This is a genomic window from Brevundimonas sp. (genome assembly GCF_003248455.1).
In the GTDB taxonomy this organism is placed as follows: Bacteria; Pseudomonadota; Alphaproteobacteria; order Caulobacterales; family Caulobacteraceae; genus Brevundimonas.
The window spans coordinates 71,583-90,106 of sequence record NZ_QFNM01000025.1 but is presented as its reverse complement, the minus strand read 5'-3'; the positions used below and the strand labels follow the sequence as shown (position 1 = coordinate 90,106).

Here is an 18,524-nt window from a genome sequence, read left to right as displayed (position 1 = left end):
TCAGCGCGTCTTCTCGAACAGGTCGGCCGAGGCGCGTTCCAACAGGGCGGCGGCGCTTTCGTCGGGGCGCATCTCGGCGGCGCCGACATCGAACTCGGCCACGAAGGGCGAGCGGTCGGGGCCGGCGTCGAAGGCGGTGCAGCCGATGACGGCGGCGATACGCTCGGCCGCCAGGCGCGCCGGTTCGGCGTGGGTTGCGGGCAGGGCCAGGGCGAACACCTCCTTGGCCAGGCGCGCGGGCGTGTCCTCCACCCGGACCAGGCGCGACACCATTGCCCCGATCTGAGGCATGGCGCGGTCCAGCCAGCCGCCCTGGCGCGCCCAGGTGACGGATTCCGTCTCGCGAACACGCAAAACGCAGACCGACAGAGGGCGTTTGCGGGCGCGAGAGGCCTCTGCGACCCGGGCCAGATGGCTGGCGAACAGTTCGGGGGTGAACAGACCAGTTTCCGGGTCCATCAGCTCCAGGCTGCGCACCGAATCCAGCGTCTTTCGGATGCCCAGGTGGGTGCGGTGGGCGCTGGCCAGGGACAGGATGCGCTCGGCCGTCTCATCCTCGGGCGTATCGGCCGAGGCGACGTCGGCGAAGCCGCGATTGAAAAGCTCGGACAGGCTGATCTCGTTCTTGCCGCGCAGATAGAGCATCAGCGGGATGTGATAGAGACGGGTGTTGCGCTTCATGCCCGACGCTATGGACAGCGCCGGGGCATGATCCTCCGCGCCCCATAGGACGGCGGCGTCGAACGGGCTTTCGTGCAGATAGTCAAAGGCGGTGTAGGGGGTGGGGGCGGCGATCACTTCTACACCGGCGGCCGTCAGGGCGTTGGACAGGGCCAGGAAACGGCGATCCGCCACACCGGCCGCCAGGACGCGCAAGGGACCGTCGTCCTGGGCGCGGGCGTCAAGCCCCACCCCGCGCGTGGCGAAGGTGGTGACGCGCAGGCGGAACTCCTCCTCGGCGATGGCGGCGCGACCCAGTTGCTCCAGCCGGAGCGCCGCCTGGGCCGGATGGGGCGGCAGGGACATGGTCATGTCGGCGCCGCGCACGCTGTCGGGCCGCGCCCCGATGGCCATGATCGGCAGCCGGCGCGGTTCGGCGGCGGCCCGAAGGCGCAGGGCGGCGTCCCCGTCCAACCCGTCGATGTCGATGACTGCGGCCTCCAGGGCGAAGTCCTGCAACGTCATTTCGGCCGAGGCGACATCGCGCGCCGTCACGGTCCGCCACCCCAGCGCATCCAGTCCGGCGGCGAGCGGCCCGACCCGGCCGTCGTCGGCCGCCAGGATCAATACGCGCGCGTCGAAAGCCAAGCCGGTCGTCTCCGTAAGCCGCCGCGCCCCAGGCGGGCGCGGCGCCGGCGGACCATAACGACGAGGGTGTTAAGGATGCAATGTCGCGGCCGGCCGGAGCGCACCGGAGCGTGGAAAGTCCGCCCTCACGCGGATGAGACTTTCACCAGCGACGGAATCCGTTAGGTTCCGGCGCTTGCAGTAACGGTTGTGGGGACCGGCTTGAGCGAACAGCTGACACGATCGGTGCTTACGGCGCCCAAGTTCTGGGGCGCATTGGCCGTCCGGGCCTTCACCCGCAGTTGGGGACGCGACGTCATGCTTTACACGGGCGGGGTGTCGTTCTTCGCCCTGCTGGCGGTGTTCCCGGCGATCGCGATCTTGATCGGCTTCTACAAGCTGGGTCTGTCGATCAACGAGGTCAGCGCCCAGGCGGCGGCGCTGTCGGACCTGCTGCCCAACGCCGCGCAGACCATTTTTCAGGACGAGATCGCGCGCCTGAGCAACGCCTCGGCGCGGACCGTATCGGCCCAGAGCGCCTTCGCCCTGTTCGTCGGCGCCTATGCCGCGCACAGGGGATTCAAAGCCTTGCTGGCGGGATTGAACCTGATACATGACGAGACGGAGCCGCATGGCTTCTTCAAGTTCAACCTGCTGGCCTTTTTCGTGGCCGTCTTCGCCTTCGCCCTGTTCACCGTGGTCTCGGGTGCGGTGGTCACGGTGCGGATCCTGGCGCACGCCTCGTCCGCGGCTGGGGCGTCGTGGCAGGGCGGGGGGATGGCGCCGTTAGACGCGGCCCTGCCCGCCGTCGGCCTGGCGGTCGGCCTGACGCTGCTTTATCGCTATACGATGAGCCACCGAACGCCGGTGGCCTGGACGCCGGCCGCCGTAGGCGGGCTGGTGGCGACGCTGATGTCGGTGGTGTCGTCGTGGCTGTGCGCCATCTACGTCGAGCAGATCGCGCCGCTGGGGGCCACCTATGGCTCGGTCGGCGCGGTGGTGGTGCTGCTGATCTGGCTGTCGTGGAACGTCAACGCCATCTTCTACGGCGGCGCCTTCGCCACAGAGATGGAGCTGGCGGCCAGAAAACGGTCGGAGGCCCAGGCGGCGCCGGCGAGCGTGGTCAATCTGTCTGAACGCCGGGCCAGCCGCCGGTCTCGATCGTGATCCGCAGGCCGCCGTCGACATCTTCGACGGCGACGACCCGCCCGCCCTTCTGAGCCATCAGGAAAGGCACGTCGATCCGCGCCATCGGGTCGGTGGCCATCAGGACCAGGCGCGCGCCGGGCGCGGCGTCCTGCATCGCCTTCATCAAACGCAGGCTGGGGACCGGACAGCGGTGGCCGCGCGCGTCGATGACGACGGCATCGCTCACCCCAGCCGACCCGCCAACAGCTCCAGCGCCGCGCGGACGCTGGCCAGGCGCACCGCGTCGCGGCCGACGTCGCCGAACCGAATTTCCCGGTGGATGACGCCCGAGGGGCCGGCGGCGGCGAAATGGACCAGACCCACTGGCTTGTCGGCCGAGCCGCCGCCCGGCCCCGCGACGCCGGTGACGGAAACCGACGCCTGGGCGCGGGAGCGGGCGACGGCGCCGACCGCCATGGCGCGGGCGGTGGCTTCCGAAACGGCGCCGTGGGCGGCCAGGGCGGCCTCCGGCACGTCCAGCATCTGCATCTTGGCTTCGTTGCTATAGGTGACGAAGCCCCGGTCCACGGCGGCGGAAGAGCCTGGAATGGCGGTCAGGGCCGCCGCGACCAGTCCGCCGGTGCAGCTTTCGGCCGTCGCCAGCATCAGGCCGCGTTCCGTCGCGCTTGCGACGATCTGTTGCGCCAGGCGCCGGATGTCTTCGGGGAACATGGCCTTTTCATAGGCCGCGAACCCGGCTCTAACCAGAGGCATGACAGACGCCGCTGCCCCGTCGCGCCCGACCGCCAGGACGGCGGATCCCTTGGCGCCGATCCTGTTCGCCGTCGCCATCTTCACCTCCGCCTGTCTGGTGTTCGTGGTTCAGCCGATGGCCGCCAAGCTGATCCTGCCGACGCTGGGCGGATCGCCGTCGGTGTGGAACGCCTCGATGGTCTTTTTCCAGACGGCGCTTCTGGTCGGCTATGGATACGCCCATCTGCTGCAACGCCTTTCCAGCCTGAAAGGGCAGGTGGGAACGCATCTGGCGCTTCTGGCCCTGGCCGCCCTGTTTCTTCCGCTGAGGATCAGCGGGGTGTTCGGCGATCCCGACGGGGCGCAGCCGGCGCTTTGGCTCCTGGCGACCCTGGCGGCGTCGATCGGCGCGCCGTTCGCGGTGCTGTCGGCGACCGCGCCCCTGTTGCAGGCCTGGTATGCGCGGGTGCGGGCGGATCAGGCGGACGGCGCCAACCCCTACGTCCTCTATGCGGCGTCCAACCTGGGCAGTTTCCTGGCGCTGTTGGCCTATCCGATCCTGATCGAGCCCTTGGCCCGTCTGTCCGGGCAGCGGTTGGGATGGAGCGCCGGCTATGGCCTGTTCATGGTCATGGTGATCGGCCTGGGGCTGATGGTGTGGCGCAGGCGCCAGGTCGGGGCGGTCGAGCCGGCGCCGCTGGCGGTCAGCCCGCCGATCCCGTGGCGCGAAAAGGGGATGCTGGTCCTCCTGGCGGCCGCGCCGTCCAGCCTGATGCTGGGGGTGACGGCGCATCTGACGACCGATGTGGCGTCGGCGCCCTTTCTGTGGGTCATTCCACTGGCCCTGTATCTGCTGACCTTCGTGATCGCCTTCCAGACGCGACCGGCCATTCCGCCGGCGCTGGCGCTGGGTCTTCAAGGGGCGATGGCGGCGGCGTGCGCGGCCCTGATCGCGTTTCGTACCGGCGAGTGGCTGCTGGTCTTCACGGTCAATCTGGCGGCCTTCTTCTTTACGGCCCTGATGTGCCACCAAAGACTGGCGGCCCGGCGGCCCGCGCCGGACCGGCTGACCGAATTCTATCTGCTGCTGTCGCTGGGCGGGGTGGTCGGCGGGGCGTTCAACGGCCTGGTCGCGCCGGTCGTGTTCAACATGGTCTGGGAATATCCGCTGGTCTTGGTGGCGGCGGCCTTGTTGCGACCGTGGAGCCGCCGCGAGATGCAGCCGTGGGAGATCATGTGCGGCGTCGCGGGCGTCGTCATCGCCTTCCTGGGGCCGCTGTCGATGGAGGCGGTGCGTTACGCCCCCGACGTGCGCGCCGCCATACCCGACGCCCAGCTGATCCGCATCGCGCAAGGGGTGCTGGGGATCGCGGCCATGTTCGCCTTTCTGGTCCGCGACCGGGCGGTGCTGTTCGCCGTGGTCCTGGGGGCCATCGTCTGGTCGGGCTATCACCTGGCCAGGGGCTATGACTGGGCGCTGTCGGAGCGCAGCTTCTTTGGCGTCATGCGGGTGGCCAGGATCGACGATCCGCTGATGGGCGGGCCGGTCCATGTGCTGATGCACGGCACGACCCTGCACGGGGCGCAGGCGCAGGCCAGGTCGCGCCTTTGTCAGCCGACGCTCTATTACGCCACTTCGACGCCGCTGGGACAGGCGATGCTGCAGACCCAGGCCCGCCATCTGGACGGGGCGCGGGTCGGGGTGGTGGGGCAGGGATCCGGCGCCATGGCGGCCTACAAGCGCCAGCAGGACCGGCTGACCTTCTTCGAGATCGACCCGATGGTGGATCGGCTGTCGCGCGACCCGCGCTGGTTCAGCTTCATAGACGGCTGCGCCGACGGGCCGGTGCGGACGGTGATCGGGGATGCGCGCCTGACGATGGATCGGGAGCCGGCAGGGTCCTACGACCTGCTAATCATCGACGCCTTTTCCTCCGACGCCGTGCCGACGCACCTGCTGACGGTCGAGGCGATCCGGGGCTATCTGCGGCTGCTGGCGCCCGACGGGGTGGCGGTTCTTCACCTGTCGAACCGCAATCTGGAGATCACCCTGCCGGCCGAGGCGGCGGCGCAGTCCCTGGGCGCGCCGCATCTGCATCAGGTCTATCTGGAACGGCCGGGCCTGGGTCAAATGGCCGAAGCCTCAACCGAGGCCCTGCTGATCGGCAAGAGCGAGGCGGCGATGCAGCCGTACCGTCAGGACGACCGCTGGCGCAGGCTGGCCGAGACGGATGTCCGTCCGTGGACGGACGACTATGTCAACCTGTTCGGATCGTTGGTGCGCCAGATGCGCTACTCGCGCTGAGGCGCGGGCAGTTCGACGGTCGCCACGGCCTGGGCGGCCAGACCTTCGCCGCGGCCGGTGAAGCCCAGGCCTTCGGTCGTGGTGGCCTTGACGCTGACGGCGTCCAAAGGAAGGTCAAGCAAGGCGGCGATCCGCTCGCGCATGGCCTGGCGATGGGGTTTCACCTTGGGGCGCTCGCAGATCAGGGTGACGTCCACATTGACGATCCTCCCCCCGCGCCGGGCCGTCAGTTCGGCGGCGTGGATCAGGAACCGGTCCGAAGACGCACCCTTCCACTTCGGGTCGGTCGGGGGAAAGTGGTCGCCGATGTCGCCGGCCGCGATGGCGCCCAGCAGGGCGTCGGTCAGGGCGTGAAGGCCCGCATCGGCGTCCGAATGACCGATCAGCGTCTGATCGTGCGGCACCTCTATCCCGCACAGCCAGACCGAACCGCCGGGACTCCAGCGATGGACGTCGTAGCCCGAGCCGATGCGGGTCTGATAGCGGGGGGCGTCTTGCGACAGCAGGGCCTCGGCCATGGCGAAATCCTCGGGGAAGGTCAGTTTCAGCAGGCGCGGATCGCCGGGAACCAGGACGACGCGCCCGCCGCTGCGCCGAACGACCATCGCCTCGTCCGCGGGTATTTCGGCGTCGGTCCAGGCGGCGTAGGCGGCCTCGATCACCCCGCGCCGAAAGGCCTGGGGCGTTTGGGCCCGCCACAGGCCGTCGCGGCCGACCTCGTCGGTGGTCGTTCCGTTCTCGGCGCGTCGCAGGCTGTCGGCGACGGCCAGGGCGGGCAGGGCGCCTTCGGCCGTCTCCAGCGCGGCGATCAGCCGTTCGACGATGGCGGCGCTCAGCAGCGGACGGGCGGCGTCGTGGATCAGGACGGGTTGATCGGGGGAGCAGGTCAGGGCGGCCAATCCCGCACGCACGGAATCGGCCCGAGCGTCGCCGCCGGTTGCGGCGCGCCAGCCGGTCAGGCCCGCCAGAGCCTGGGCGGCGCGGTCTTGCGCGCCCGGCGCCACGACCACGACCAACTCGGCCGCGCCGGCCTTCAGCAGGGCCTCGGCCGACCAGCGCAACACGGGCTTTCCGCCCAGGATGCGCCACTGTTTGTCGCCGCCGGCCCTCGAACCCGAACCCGCCGCGACGATGATGCCCGAGAAAGTCATGGCGGTCTTGATAGTGCGCGCCGGGGCGGGACGAAACCATCAATCGGCCGCGGTCATGCTTGACGAATGGGGGCGTGATGTTGCGAAAGGCGCAGATGGCCAAGACCCTTCAGATCGGCGACGTGATCGTGCCCGGCCAGGTGCTGATGGCGCCGATGACCGGCGTCACCGACCTGCCGTTTCGCGTGCTGGCGTCCAGACTGGGCGCCGCCTATGTCGCGACCGAGATGGTGGCGGCCAAGGAATTGGCGCGCGCCCGGCCGGACGTGGTGCGACGCGCGGCGGTCGGGGCGGGCCTGCCGCTGACGGTGATCCAGCTGGTCGGGCGCGATCCCGAGCAGATGGGAGAAGGCGCGCGGATGGCCGAGAAGGCGGGGGCCGACATCGTCGATCTGAACTTCGGCTGTCCGGCCAAGGAGGTCACGGGATCGGCGGCCGGATCGGCCCTGATGCGGACGCCGGACCTGGCGTGCCGGATCATGAAGGCCGTCGTGAAGGCGACCGAGCGGCCTGTGACGGTCAAGATGCGATTGGGCTGGGACGACGACAGCCGGAACGCTGCGGACCTGGCCCGGCGCGCGGAAGCGATCGGAGTCAAGGCGGTGGCGGTTCATGGCCGCACCCGCCAGCAATTCTACGCCGGCCAGGCCGATTGGGGCGCGGTGGGGGCGGTCAAGGCGGCGGTCGGGGTGCCCGTCATCGTCAACGGCGATATCGTCTCGGCGGATCAGGCGCGACAGGCGCTCAGGCAGTCCGGGGCGGACGGGCTGATGCTGGGGCGGGGCGTCTATGGCCGGCCCTGGCTGGCGGCGCATCTAGAACGGGCCCTGAGCGACGGCGTCGATCTGGCGGAGCCGGGCCCCGAGGCGCGGCTGGCCATCGTCATAGAACACCTGCGGGCGTCCATCGAATTCTATGGGATGCCGCTGGGGCTGAAGATGTTCCGCAAACACCTGGGCTGGTATGTCGAACAGGCGCCGTGGCCGGCCGATGCGCAACACCGGCGCGAAGCCAAGGCAAGAATTTGCCGCCTTGACGAGCCGCATGCCGTCGAGGCGGCCATGCGGGACCTCTGGCGATCGGATTTACCGCGATCTCTCAAGTCGGCTGTTGAAAACGCGCCACAGCTGATGGAGACTGCTGTGGCATGACGGATACGCCTTCAGCGACGACCCCTGCGCCCGGCCGCCCGCCGGACGATGAGTCGTTCTGGGGGCGGGTCGATGCGGAACGGGCGCGCACGGGCTTCGGCCTGGCCTATTTCCTGGCGGTGGCGATCACCGCGGCGGCGATCTGGCTGGTGGCGGTGGCCCCCGGCGCAGGCGGCGGCTCTGCTCGCGGATCCAGCAGCGAGATCGCCTTGGTCGTGCTGGTCGCCAATCTGGTCCTGATCGCGGGCCTGGCCTTCATCGTCGGACGCCGCGTGCTGACCCTGGCGCGCAGCACGGAGGAGGCGGGGTCGCGTCTGCATCTGCGGTTCGTCGCCTTGTTCTCGATGGTGGCCCTGATTCCTTCGGTGCTGATCGCCCTTGTCTTCGGGGTCCTGGTCAACCGGGGCGTGGACCAGTGGTTCAGCGAGAACGTCAAGGCCTCTGTCGACAACGGCGCCATCATCGGCCGCGCCTACGTCCGCGACGTCGCTGAATCGATGGACGCCGACCTGGTCACGATCTCTGAGCAGCTGGACAGCGCCAGGGGCCTGTTCGGCGATCGCATTCAGTTCAACGCCGCGCTGGCGCAGGTGGGCGATATCTTCCGCTATCCCGCAATCTATATCGTGAATAGCCAGGGCGAAGTCCTGGCGCGCGCCGAACAGCCTGGCGCGCCGCCCTATCTGGCCCCGCCGCGCGCCTATCTGGAAGCCGCCGCCCAGGACGGCAAGCCGCCGACCGACGTGACGCAGAACCCGGACACGGTGCGCTCGATCATCGCCCTGCCGGCCTATGGCGACGCCTTTCTGTATCTGGTGCGGCCGCTGGAGGACGGGCTGATCGCGCGGATGAACGCTTCGGACCAGTCGATTCAGGCCTATCGCGAGGCGCAGGAGAGTCGGGCGCGAATTCAGTCGGCCTTCATCCTCAGCTATCTGGAGACGGCGCTGCTGGTCCTGGTGGGGGCGGTTTGGCTGGGGATGTCGGCGGCCAGCAGCATTTCGGCGCCGATCGGGCGTCTGGTGAAGGCGGCGGGTCAGGTGGCGGGCGGCGATTTCACCGCACGGGTGGACAGCGCCGGCGCGCCCGCAGAGATCGCCACCTTGTCGGACGCCTTCAACGGCATGACCGGCGACCTCCAGGCCCAGCAGACCGCGCTGAAGGCCGCAAGCGACGAGGCGCAGGATCGGAGCCGTTTCATCGAAACCGTGCTGTCGGGCGTCAGCGCCGGGGTGATCGGCCTGGATCGCCGGGGCCGGGTGTCCGCCATAAACGACAGCGCCCTGCAACTGCTGCACATCGAGGAGGCCGAGGTCCTGGGCCATGAACTGGCCGCCCTTTCGCCGGAACTGAGCGATCTGGTGCGCCGGGCCGAGGCCCATATCGAAGAGGATATCGACGTCAGCCGGGGCGGCGACACCCGCCGCCTGCGAGTCCGCATCGAGGGCGGGCAGGGCGGCGAGATGGTCCTGACCTTCGACGACATCACCCGCCTGGTGACGGCCCAGCGCAACGCCGCCTGGCGGGACGTGGCCCGCCGGATCGCCCACGAGATCAAGAACCCGTTAACGCCGATCCAACTGTCGGCCGAGCGGCTGAAGCGAAAATACCGGGCGCGGATCGGCGAGGACGTGGAGATCTTCGACCGCTGCACCGACACCATCATCCGCCAAGTCGGGGATATCGGCCGGATGGTGGACGAGTTCTCGTCCTTCGCCCGCATGCCGGCGCCGCGTTTCGCGCCGGAGAATCCGGCGGAGATGCTGCGCGAGGCGGTGTTCGCCCAGCGGGTGGCGGCGCCCGACATCGCGGTCGATCTGGTCGAACCCCTGCCCAAGGCCGTGCTGGAAAGCGACGGGCGGATGGTGGGGCAGGCATTGCTGAACATCCTGAAGAACGCCGGCGAATCCGTCGCCGCGCGGCGGCTGGCGGCCGGAGAGGATGCGGCGTCGGACGATCCGGGCGTGATCGCCTCCCTGACAGTCGAGGATGGACACGCGACCTTCGTGGTCGAGGACGACGGCGTGGGCCTGCCGGCGCGCGACCGCGACCGGCTTACCGAACCCTATGTGACCACGCGCGAAAAGGGCACGGGCCTGGGCCTGGCCATCGTCAAACGCATTTGCGAGGACCACGGCGGCGAGCTGAGGCTGGCCGACGGCCTGACGCTGCGCGGCGCGCGCGTGTGCATGATCTTCCCCCTGAAATCCCACGGCAAGGCCAGGGACGGCGTGGAGCGCAGGCTCCAGACCGTCGCCGCCGAATAGCGAGGCAAGATGCGACCAACCGGTTCCGACATTCTGGTCGTCGACGACGAGGCCGACATCCGCGATCTGGTCTCGGGCCTTCTGGAGGACGAGGGGCACGCCGTGCGCGTGGCCGCCAACTCCGACGAGGCCTTGGCCGCCATTCGAGCGCGCAAGCCCAGCCTGGCGATCCTGGACATCTGGATGCAGGGGGGCGGTCTGGATGGACTTGAACTGCTGGAGGTGGTCAAGGAACTGGATCCCGACCTGCCGGTGGTGATGATTTCGGGTCACGGCAATATCGAGACGGCGGTGACGGCGCTGAAGCGCGGCGCCTATGACTTCATCGAAAAGCCCTTCAAGTCGGACCGGCTGGTCGTGGTGGTCGAACGGGCCATCGAGGCCGCGACCCTGAAGCGCGAGAACCGACGGCTGCGCGCCCAGACCATGACGCCGTCTGGCCTGATCGGCCGGTCGCAGGCGGCCCAGGCGCTGCGCAGCACCATCGCCAAGGTGGCCCAGGCCAACAGCCGGGTCCTGATTTCCGGCCCGGCGGGGTCGGGCAAGGAACTGGTGGCGCGCCAGATTCACGAAGGCAGTCCGCGCGCCCGCGCCGAGTTCGTCGCCATTTCGGCCGCCGGAATGACGCCCGAACGGCTGGACGTGGAACTGTTCGGCGAGGAGGGGCAGGACGGCCGGCCGCGAAAGATCGGCGTGTTCGAACGCGCCCACAACGGCACCCTTTACCTGGACGAAATCAGCGACATGCCGCGCGAGAGCCAGAGCCGCATTCTGCGCGTCCTGGTGGATCAGCGGTTCCGTCGCGTCGGCGGCGAGCAGGACGTTCAGGTCGATGTGCGCGTCGTGACCTCGACCTCGCGCGACCTGAAGACCGAAATCGCCGAGGGCCGGTTCCGCGAGGACCTGTTCCACCGCCTGAACGTGGTGCCGATCCGCGTGCCCGCCCTGTCGGAACGGCGCGAGGACATCGCCGAACTGGTCGAATATTTCGTCGACACGATCAGCGCGTCGCAGGGCCTGCCCAAGCGGATCATCGGCGAGGACGCCGTGGCGGTGCTTCAGGTTCATCCTTGGCCGGGCAATATCCGGCAGCTTCGCAACAATATCGAGCGGCTGCTGATCCTGGCGACGGGCGATCCGGCCGAGACGATCACCGCCGACATGCTGCCTCAGGAAGTGGCCACCTCCAACGGCGGGGCGGCGAACCTGGGCGGCGAGCGCACCATCGCCCTGCCGCTGCGCGAGGCGCGCGAGGTGTTCGAACGCGAATATCTCGCGGCCCAGATCATGCGGTTCGGCGGCAATATCTCGCGCACCGCCGCCTTCATCGGCATGGAGCGGTCGGCCCTGCACAGGAAGCTGAAGTCGTTGGGCGTCTCGCCCGCGCGCGGCGGCGAAGAGGAGGATCCGGCCTGATGTCGCGCGTCGCCTACGTCAACGGCGCCTACAGCCCGCACAGCCAGGCGGTTGTGCATATCGAGGATCGCGGCTTTCAGTTCGCCGACGGCGTCTACGAGGTCTGGTCGGTGCTGGATGGACGCCTGGCGGACTTCGACGGCCATATGACGCGGCTGAACCGCAGCCTGAACGAATTGAAGATCGAAATCCCGATGACGCCGGCGGCGCTGGGCGTCGTGCTGCGCGAAACGGTTCGGCGCAACCGCGTGCGCGACGGCATCGTCTATCTGCAGGTCACGCGCGGCGCGGCGGCGCGCGACCACGCCTTCCCGACCGATGTCGCGCCCAGCGTCATCGTGACGGCCAAGCGGATCGACCTGGCCCGCGGAGAGGCGATGGCGGCCAAGGGGGCGGCGGGCGTGACCCGGCCCGACATCCGCTGGGGCCGGTGCGACATCAAGACCGTCGGCCTGCTGCCCAATGTGCTGGCCAAACAGGCGGCGCGGGAACGCGGCGCCTACGAATGCCTGATGTATGACGAGATGGGCCTGGTCACGGAAGGGGCGTCGACCAACGCCTGGATCGTGGATCGGGAAGGTCGACTGAGGACGCGCGACGCCCAGGCCAATATTCTGCGCGGGATCACGCGCGAGGCGATCCTGAAACTGGTCGCCGCCGAGGGCGTCGAACTGGACGAGCGCCCCTTCACCGTCGAAGAGGCCAAACAGGCGCGCGAGGTGTTCGTCACCGCCGCCAGTTCGTTCGTCATGCCGCTGGTGTCGCTGGACGGCGTCCGTATCGGCGACGGCAAGCCCGGCCCGATCGCCGCCCGCCTGCGGCAGGCCTATCTTGAACAGGCGCGTCGAGACGCCATTTAGGCCGTTGCTCCGGCGGGGGCGTGGCGGTTAAGGTCGCGGTCGGCCGCATCGGCCCCGCGCCGCTCCCTTCGGCGACGAACAACGAAGAACAGGAAAAACCTGCCATGTCGCAAGACAAGCGTCAGAACCTTCAGGATACCTTCCTCAACTCGGTCCGCAAGACCAAGACGCCCCTGACCATATTCCTGGTGAACGGCGTCAAGCTGCAGGGCATCGTGACCTGGTTCGACAACTTCTGCGTGCTGCTGCGCCGCGATGGCCAGTCCCAGCTGGTGTACAAGCACGCCATCTCCACCATCATGCCGTCCGCGCCCGTGCAGTTGTACGAGCCCGAGGCCGAAGAAGATTGATTGACCCAAAAACTCATTGACCACGCCGCCCCGGTTCAGCGGGCGGTCGTCATCCATCCCGACGGACGGTCGGAATCGCCGCGTCTGGCCGAAGAACGGCTGGAGGAGGCGTCCGGCCTGGCCCGCGCCCTTGATCTGGACATCCGGGGCGAGGAGATCGTTCGTGTGCGCAAGGTGACGCCCGCCACCCTGTTCGGGACCGGAAAGGTCGAGGAACTGGCGGCTCTGATGCGCGCGGCCGAGGCCGACGTGGCCATCATCGACGACGCTCTGACCCCGGTGCAGCAACGCAATCTGGAGAAGGCGTGGGAGGTGAAGGTCATCGACCGCACCGGCCTGATCCTGGAAATCTTCGGCCGTCGCGCGCGGACAAAGGAAGGCCGGCTGCAGGTCGAACTGGCCCGGCTGGATTACGAGCGATCGCGCCTGGTGCGGACCTGGACCCACCTCGAAAGGCAGCGCGGCGGCACCGGCTCGACCGGCGGCCCCGGCGAAACCCAGATCGAACTGGACCGCCGCCTGATCGCCGACCGGATCGTACGGCTGAAGGCGGAACTGGAAGAGGTGCGCCGTACGCGGGGCCTGCATCGCAAGCAGCGTCAGAAGGTCCCGTTCCCGACCATCGCCCTGGTCGGCTACACCAACGCCGGCAAGTCGACGCTGTTCAATCGGCTGACGGGATCCGAGGTCTTGGCCAAGGATCTGTTGTTCGCCACCCTTGACACCACCCAGCGCACCATCCGCCTGCCGCAGGGTCGGCCGGCCATCGTCGCGGACACGGTCGGCTTCATTTCGGACCTGCCGCACGAACTGGTCGAAAGCTTCCGCGCCACGCTGGAAGAAGTCGGCGAGGCCGATCTGATCCTGCATGTCCGCGACATCGCTTCGCCCGACACCGACGCCCAGGCCAAGGACGTCGAGGCGGTGCTGAAACAGATCGAGACGCCCGAAGGCAAGACGCGCCGGGTGCTGGAGGTCTGGAACAAGATCGACCTGCTGGACGACGAGGCGCGCGAGACGGTGCTGGGTCAGGCCGAGCGTCTGGCCAGGGACGGCGAGGCGGTGGCCGTGTCGGCCTGGACGGGCGAGGGGATCGAACCCCTGCGGCAGACGATCGCCAGCCTGATCGACGACGACCCGGAAACGCAGTTGACGCTGGCGCCCCACCAAGGCGAGGCGCTGGCCTGGCTGTACGAACATGGGCGGGTGACGGCGCGCGACACGGACGAGCTTGGCCGTACTCATGTCACGGTGCGGCTGCATCCTGGGGCGCTCGGACGATTCGAGCGTCTGTATCCCGACCTGGCCGGCTAAGTCTCATGCATTTGATCGAAACCATACTGCTGCTGCTTCTGGCTGTCGTGGTGTCGGGGTCGATCGCGCGCATGACCCGGATCGCCTTGCCGCTGGTGCAGATCGGCCTCGGGGCGGCCCTGGTTTTGATCACCGGGTCCACGGTCGATCTGGAGCCGGACATCTTCTTCCTGCTGTTCCTGCCGCCGCTGCTGTTCCTGGACGGTTGGCGCATTCCCAAGGAAGACCTGTTCCGGGACCGGGCGATGATCCTGGAGCTGGCGTTGGGCCTGGTGCTGTTCACCGTTCTGGGTCTGGGCTTCCTGATCTGGTGGATGATCCCGGAAATGCCCTTGCCGGTGGCCTTCGCCCTGGCGGCCATCCTGTCGCCGACCGACCCCATCGCCGTCCAGGCCATCGCGGCGCGCGCGCCGATCCCAAAGCGGCTGATGCATATCCTGGAGGGCGAATCGCTGCTGAATGACGCGACCGGCCTGACCTGCATGCGGATTGCCGTGATCGCGGCGACGACCGGCGCCTTTTCCATCGGCGCCGCCATCGGAACCTTTCTCTGGCTGGCCCTGGTCGGGGTGGCCGTGGGCGTGGCCAGCGCCATCGCCATCAGCTACGCCAAGACCCTGATCAGCCGGCGCTGGGGCGAGGATGTGGGGGCGCAGATTCTGGTCAGCCTGCTGATCCCGTTCGCCGCCTATCTGATCGCCGAAGAGTTGGAGGCGTCCGGCATCCTGGCCGCCGTCGCCGCCGGCGTCACCATGAGCTTTACCGAGCGCGGCGCCATTCCCGGCCAGTCGATGGCCATGACCCGCATCCGGCGCAGCGTGGTGTGGGACACGGTGCAATTCGTCGCCAACGGCGTCATCTTCGTCATCCTGGGCGAGCAGATGCCGTCGATCCTGTCTCGGGCGGCGGAGGTGGTGCGCGGCACCAGCCGGCCTGAAATCTGGTGGCTGGCCGTCTATGTCGTGGCCATCGTGGCGGCCCTGGCGGCGCTGCGGTTCATCTGGGTTTGGACCTCGCTGAAACTGACCCTGTATCGGCGGCGGCGTCGCGGACCGCCGGCGAAGGTCGGGTTGCGACTGACCCTGGTGATGTCCCTGGCGGGGGTGCGGGGCGCGATCACCCTGGCGGGCATCCTGACCCTGCCGTTCGTGCTGGGCGACGGCTCGCCCATGCCGTCGCGCAACCTGGCTATCTTCCTGGCGGCGGCGGTCATCATCGTCTCGCTGCTGGTGGCCACCTTCGCCCTGCCGCGCTTGCTGAAGGGGGTAGAGCTGCCGCCCGAACCCTCGCACGAGCGCGAGGAGGATCGCGGCCGGGTCGCCGCCGCTTCCGCCGCCCTGCGGGCCGTGGAGGACGCCTCTCACGCCATGGCCGAAGGCAAGGCCAATCCCGACCTCTATTCCGACGTGGCGACCCGGATCATGGAATTGTATCGCCAGCGGATCGAAAGCCGCACCCGCACCGACGAGGACGACGCCGAGGCCGCGCGCCTGAGCGACAGGATCGAACGCCAACTGCGCATGGCCGGCCTGGCGGCCGAGCGCGAGGAATTGGGGCGGCTGGCGCGGTTGCGTCGGCTGGACGAGGAGACGGCCAAGAAACTGATCCGCGAAGTGGACCTGCAGGAATTGCGCTACTCCTGAGCCCGTCTGTTCAGCGATCCATGAAGGCGGCGACTTCGCGATAGGTCGCGGCCAGATGATTGGCGCCGCGCGCAGCCAGGCGTTCGGCATGGCCGTCGCGGACGTGGGCGCCGGCCAAAAGGCCGACCACGGTCATTCCGGCCGCGACGCCCGCGCTGACACCCGCCTCGCTGTCCTCGATGACCAGGGCGCGGGACGGATCGACGCCCATCGTGCGGGCGGCGTGCAGGAACAGGTCGGGGTGCGGTTTGCCCCGCTCGACCGCCAGGCCGGTGAAGACCGAGCCGCCGAAATGGTCGGTCAGGCCGAACAGGTCCAGCCCCACGCCGATCCAGTCCGGTCCGCTGGACGAGGCGATGCAACGCGCCTCGGGCCGAGTTTGGGCGAAGTCGATCATTCCCGGCACCGGCTGCAACTGATGCGGCGCGCGCTGGCGGCAGGTCGCGAACCAGGTCGTGTGGAAATCGTCGGGGCAGGCGCGGCCCAGCCTGGCCTCGACCGCCGCGCGATTGTCGCGCCACCGTTTGCCGGTGTAGGCGCCCAGCACGTCGTCCAGCGTGGTCGGCAGGCCGATGGCGGTCAGCTGTTCGGCCATGACGGTGCTGTTCAGCACCTCGCTGTCGGCGACGACGCCGTCGTAGTCGAAGATGATCAGGTCGTAGGTCACGCAGGGATGGCTCAAGGCCGGAGGGCGGCCTTTTCGGCCACTTTTGCGGCGTCCCAGAGGCGGTCCATTTCGGCCAGGTCCGACTGGTCCGGCGTGCGGCCGTCCTTGGCCAGTTCAGCCTCGATGAAGCCGAAGCGGCGGACGAACTTGGCGTTGGCGGCGCGCAGGGCGTCTTCGGGTTCAACGTCAAGCTTGCGGGCCAGGTTGGCGACGACGAACAGCAGGTCGCCCAGCTCCTCGCGGGCCTTGGCCTGATCGCCGGCGGCGATCTCGACGCGCAACTCCTCGACCTCTTCGGCCAGCTTGTCGAACACCTCGTCGGTCGAAGGCCAATCGAAGCCGACCCGCCCGGCGCGCTTGGTCAGTTTGGCGGCGCGGGTCAGGGCGGGCAGGCCGACGGGCACGTCGTCCAGCACGCCGGGTTTCTTGCGGTCCCTGCGTTCGGCCGCCTTGATCGCTTCCCAGTCGACCGTCTGTTCCCTCGACGACCGCTGGGCCCCATCACCTAAAGAATTGGCGCCGAAGACATGGGGGTGGCGTCGTTCCAGCTTGTCGGCGATGGCCGTCACCACGTCGTCGAAGGCGAACAGCCCCTGCTCCTCGGCCATGCGGGCGTGGAAGACGACCTGGAACAACAGGTCGCCCAGTTCGCCCTTCAGCTCGACCAGGTCGTTGCGCTCGATGGCGTCGGCGACCTCATAGGCTTCCTCGATCGTATAGGGGGCGATGGTGGCGAAGGTCTGCTCCACGTCCCAGGGGCAGCCGCCGTCCGGGTCGCGCAGCCGCGCCATCATGCCCAGCAGCCGGTCGATGGGGCTCATGCCCTGGCCCCGGCGTCGCGGGCCTCAAGGGCCAGGCGGATCTCGTCGTGGCGCTTCGCCGTCAGCGGATAGTTCTTCAGCACCGCGCCCGCCAGGACCAGCAGGACGCCGGGCACGGCGATGAAGAGAATTTGCAGCGTCAACAGGGCCGCGTCGCTGTTGCCCGCCGGACCGGGCAGGGCGCGGAAACCCACCCCTTGCAGGATCAGATAGGGGATTAGGGCGACGACATGGCCGATCTTGGTCGTGGCCGACAGGATGGACAGCATCAGGCCGGTGCGGTCCACGCCGGTCTCGAACCGCTCCTCGTCTCCGGCGTCGGCCATCATGGCGCGCGTCAGGAACAGGCCCGCCGCATAGGGCAGGCCGGCGATGAACATGACCACCGCCGTCAGAACGAAGTTTCCGCCCGGAACCAGGGTCGCGCCGACATAGAGGACGGCTGACACGACGCTGGCCACGGCCAGGCCCCGATCCTTGCCGACGCGGGTCGCAAACCAGGCCCAGAAGGGCGCGCCGCACAGGCCGGCGACGAAATAGAACAGCATGAACAGCCCGGCCTGGGTGTGGTCGTAGCCCCGGATCTGGCCGAAGAAGAAGAACAGCAGCGATCCGGTGATGCCGGGCGCCACGCCCAGCAACAGATCCGACAGCAGCAGTTTCCTGACCACCGGCTTCCTGAACAGGCTGAGATAGGCGCTCAGGCTGCCGTGCGGCTGGCCGCCGGCCGTGACCGGCTCGGGCACGGCGACCATGGCCAGGCCGATGGTGAGGGGCAGGGCGATCACGATGGCCCAGCCCATGATCCTCACCCCATCGGCGTAGTTTCCAAGGCCCGTCTGAACCACCACTGTCGGCAGGACCAGGATCAGCACCACGCCGATGATGTTGAACACCTGCCACCAGCCATAGACGCGGCTGCGCTGATCGTACTGGGGCGCCAGCACGGCGGCCCAGCCCAACTGCCCCAGCGTGCCGATGGAAAAGCCCAGGTAGAGAAACAGCAGCCAGCCGAACAGATAGACCGGCGGCGCGCCCGGCTGGACGACCACGAACATCATATAGGCGGCCAGCATCAGCATGGGCGTGGACAGGGCCATCCACGGACGGTAGCGGCCGAACCGGGTCCGGGTCCGGTCCATGCCCCAGCCGATGAACGGATCGAACAGGATGTCGATCAGACGCACCGCCATGAAGACGGCCGCCACCACCCCCAGCTCCAGCCCGACGAAGGTGGCGTAGAATTCGGGCAGGGTGACGGGCAGGGCGACGCCGAAGGCGGCCAGCGGCAGGCAGGGCCCGGAAAAGGCGGCCAGAACCGCATTGGAACGGCGGGGCGTCGCGCTCGCGGACGCGGATCGGGCGGTCATGAAAGAAGGTCCGAAACGGCCCGGATGAGTCGGACCTGCGG

Annotated in this window: 16 protein-coding genes; 9 read left to right on the top strand and 7 right to left on the bottom strand. The window is 68.7% G+C overall.

Annotated features, from left to right (window positions below; genetic code table 11):
* A complete protein-coding gene (locus DI624_RS10990) occupies positions 1–1,308 on the bottom strand; it encodes a diguanylate cyclase (RefSeq protein ID WP_291538317.1) in 1,308 nt (435 codons plus the stop codon).
* Between the two features lie 201 nt (positions 1,309–1,509).
* Here DI624_RS10990 and DI624_RS10985 point away from each other — a divergent pair, with 201 nt between their 5' ends.
* A complete protein-coding gene (locus DI624_RS10985; protein ID WP_291538314.1) occupies positions 1,510–2,454 on the top strand; it encodes a YihY/virulence factor BrkB family protein in 945 nt (314 codons plus the stop codon).
* On the opposite strand, the gene DI624_RS10980 is transcribed toward DI624_RS10985, so the two are convergent.
* Complete coding sequence (locus DI624_RS10980; protein ID WP_291538312.1) at positions 2,411–2,662, bottom strand: sulfurtransferase TusA family protein; 252 nt, start codon at positions 2,660–2,662, stop codon at positions 2,411–2,413. The genes DI624_RS10985 and DI624_RS10980 overlap by 44 nt on opposite strands.
* The gene (locus DI624_RS10975; RefSeq protein WP_291538349.1) at positions 2,659–3,147 is read right to left on the bottom strand and encodes a CinA family protein; all 489 of its coding nucleotides are present in this window, start codon (positions 3,145–3,147) and stop codon (positions 2,659–2,661) included. The genes DI624_RS10980 and DI624_RS10975 overlap by 4 nt, the downstream gene beginning before the upstream one ends.
* 40 nt (positions 3,148–3,187) lie before the next feature.
* Between DI624_RS10975 and DI624_RS10970 the strand changes: the two genes are divergently transcribed.
* On the top strand, positions 3,188–5,473 hold the full coding sequence (locus tag DI624_RS10970) for a spermidine synthase (protein ID WP_291538309.1): 2,286 nt from the start codon (positions 3,188–3,190) through the stop codon (positions 5,471–5,473).
* On the opposite strand, the gene DI624_RS10965 is transcribed toward DI624_RS10970, so the two are convergent.
* The gene (locus tag DI624_RS10965; protein WP_291538305.1) at positions 5,461–6,624 is read right to left on the bottom strand and encodes a bifunctional 2-C-methyl-D-erythritol 4-phosphate cytidylyltransferase/2-C-methyl-D-erythritol 2,4-cyclodiphosphate synthase; all 1,164 of its coding nucleotides are present in this window, start codon (positions 6,622–6,624) and stop codon (positions 5,461–5,463) included. The two genes, DI624_RS10970 and DI624_RS10965, sit on opposite strands and share 13 nt — an antisense overlap.
* 95 nt (positions 6,625–6,719) lie before the next feature.
* Between DI624_RS10965 and dusB the strand changes: the two genes are divergently transcribed.
* From dusB to DI624_RS10930, 7 genes are all read left to right on the top strand, one after another.
* Entirely contained in the window at positions 6,720–7,775 is a 1,056-nt protein-coding gene (gene dusB / locus DI624_RS10960; RefSeq protein ID WP_291538303.1) for a tRNA dihydrouridine synthase DusB, read from the top strand.
* Entirely contained in the window at positions 7,772–10,042 is a 2,271-nt protein-coding gene (locus DI624_RS10955) for a PAS domain-containing sensor histidine kinase (protein ID WP_291538301.1), read from the top strand. The genes dusB and DI624_RS10955 overlap by 4 nt, the downstream gene beginning before the upstream one ends.
* A gap of 9 nt (positions 10,043–10,051) precedes the next feature.
* Positions 10,052–11,458 (top strand): sigma-54 dependent transcriptional regulator, encoded by a 1,407-nt coding sequence (locus tag DI624_RS10950; protein WP_291538299.1) that lies wholly within the window; start codon positions 10,052–10,054, stop codon positions 11,456–11,458.
* Complete coding sequence (locus tag DI624_RS10945) at positions 11,458–12,318, top strand: D-amino-acid transaminase (protein ID WP_291538296.1); 861 nt, start codon at positions 11,458–11,460, stop codon at positions 12,316–12,318. Before DI624_RS10950 ends, DI624_RS10945 begins: the two co-directional genes overlap by 1 nt.
* A gap of 104 nt (positions 12,319–12,422) precedes the next feature.
* Entirely contained in the window at positions 12,423–12,668 is a 246-nt protein-coding gene (gene hfq / locus DI624_RS10940) for an RNA chaperone Hfq (RefSeq protein ID WP_201216158.1), read from the top strand.
* Positions 12,669–13,982: a GTPase HflX gene (gene hflX / locus DI624_RS10935; RefSeq protein WP_291538292.1), complete on the top strand. Its 1,314-nt coding sequence runs from the start codon at positions 12,669–12,671 to the stop codon at positions 13,980–13,982. It begins immediately after the preceding gene.
* 5 nt (positions 13,983–13,987) lie between these two features.
* Positions 13,988–15,625, top strand: coding sequence for a Na+/H+ antiporter (locus DI624_RS10930; protein WP_291538290.1), 1,638 nt, complete (start codon positions 13,988–13,990; stop codon positions 15,623–15,625).
* 10 nt (positions 15,626–15,635) lie between these two features.
* Here DI624_RS10930 and DI624_RS10925 read toward each other — a convergent pair whose 3' ends face one another.
* Genes DI624_RS10925 through DI624_RS10915 form a run of 3 tightly spaced genes read right to left on the bottom strand, consistent with a single transcriptional unit; the run spans position 15,636 to position 18,483 of the window.
* Positions 15,636–16,307 (bottom strand): HAD-IA family hydrolase, encoded by a 672-nt coding sequence (locus tag DI624_RS10925; protein WP_291538287.1) that lies wholly within the window; start codon positions 16,305–16,307, stop codon positions 15,636–15,638.
* The gene (gene mazG / locus DI624_RS10920; RefSeq protein WP_291538285.1) at positions 16,304–17,113 is read right to left on the bottom strand and encodes a nucleoside triphosphate pyrophosphohydrolase; all 810 of its coding nucleotides are present in this window, start codon (positions 17,111–17,113) and stop codon (positions 16,304–16,306) included. The genes DI624_RS10925 and mazG overlap by 4 nt, the downstream gene beginning before the upstream one ends.
* A complete protein-coding gene (locus tag DI624_RS10915) occupies positions 17,110–18,483 on the bottom strand; it encodes an MFS transporter (RefSeq protein ID WP_291538283.1) in 1,374 nt (457 codons plus the stop codon). The genes mazG and DI624_RS10915 overlap by 4 nt, the downstream gene beginning before the upstream one ends.
* Between the last annotated feature and the right edge of the window lie 41 nt (positions 18,484–18,524).

Coding starts and splice junctions, on each gene's coding strand:
- DI624_RS10975 (WP_291538349.1), bottom strand. CDS start 3,147: ATGTTCCCCGAAGACATCCGGCGCCTGGCGCAACAGATCGTCGCAAGC.
- DI624_RS10970 (WP_291538309.1), top strand. CDS start 3,188: ATGACAGACGCCGCTGCCCCGTCGCGCCCGACCGCCAGGACGGCGGAT.
- DI624_RS10965 (WP_291538305.1), bottom strand. CDS start 6,624: ATGACTTTCTCGGGCATCATCGTCGCGGCGGGTTCGGGTTCGAGGGCC.
- dusB (WP_291538303.1), top strand. CDS start 6,720: ATGGCCAAGACCCTTCAGATCGGCGACGTGATCGTGCCCGGCCAGGTG.
- DI624_RS10955 (WP_291538301.1), top strand. CDS start 7,772: ATGACGGATACGCCTTCAGCGACGACCCCTGCGCCCGGCCGCCCGCCG.
- DI624_RS10950 (WP_291538299.1), top strand. CDS start 10,052: ATGCGACCAACCGGTTCCGACATTCTGGTCGTCGACGACGAGGCCGAC.
- DI624_RS10945 (WP_291538296.1), top strand. CDS start 11,458: ATGTCGCGCGTCGCCTACGTCAACGGCGCCTACAGCCCGCACAGCCAG.
- hfq (WP_201216158.1), top strand. CDS start 12,423: ATGTCGCAAGACAAGCGTCAGAACCTTCAGGATACCTTCCTCAACTCG.
- DI624_RS10930 (WP_291538290.1), top strand. CDS start 13,988: ATGCATTTGATCGAAACCATACTGCTGCTGCTTCTGGCTGTCGTGGTG.
- mazG (WP_291538285.1), bottom strand. CDS start 17,113: ATGAGCCCCATCGACCGGCTGCTGGGCATGATGGCGCGGCTGCGCGAC.
- DI624_RS10915 (WP_291538283.1), bottom strand. CDS start 18,483: ATGACCGCCCGATCCGCGTCCGCGAGCGCGACGCCCCGCCGTTCCAAT.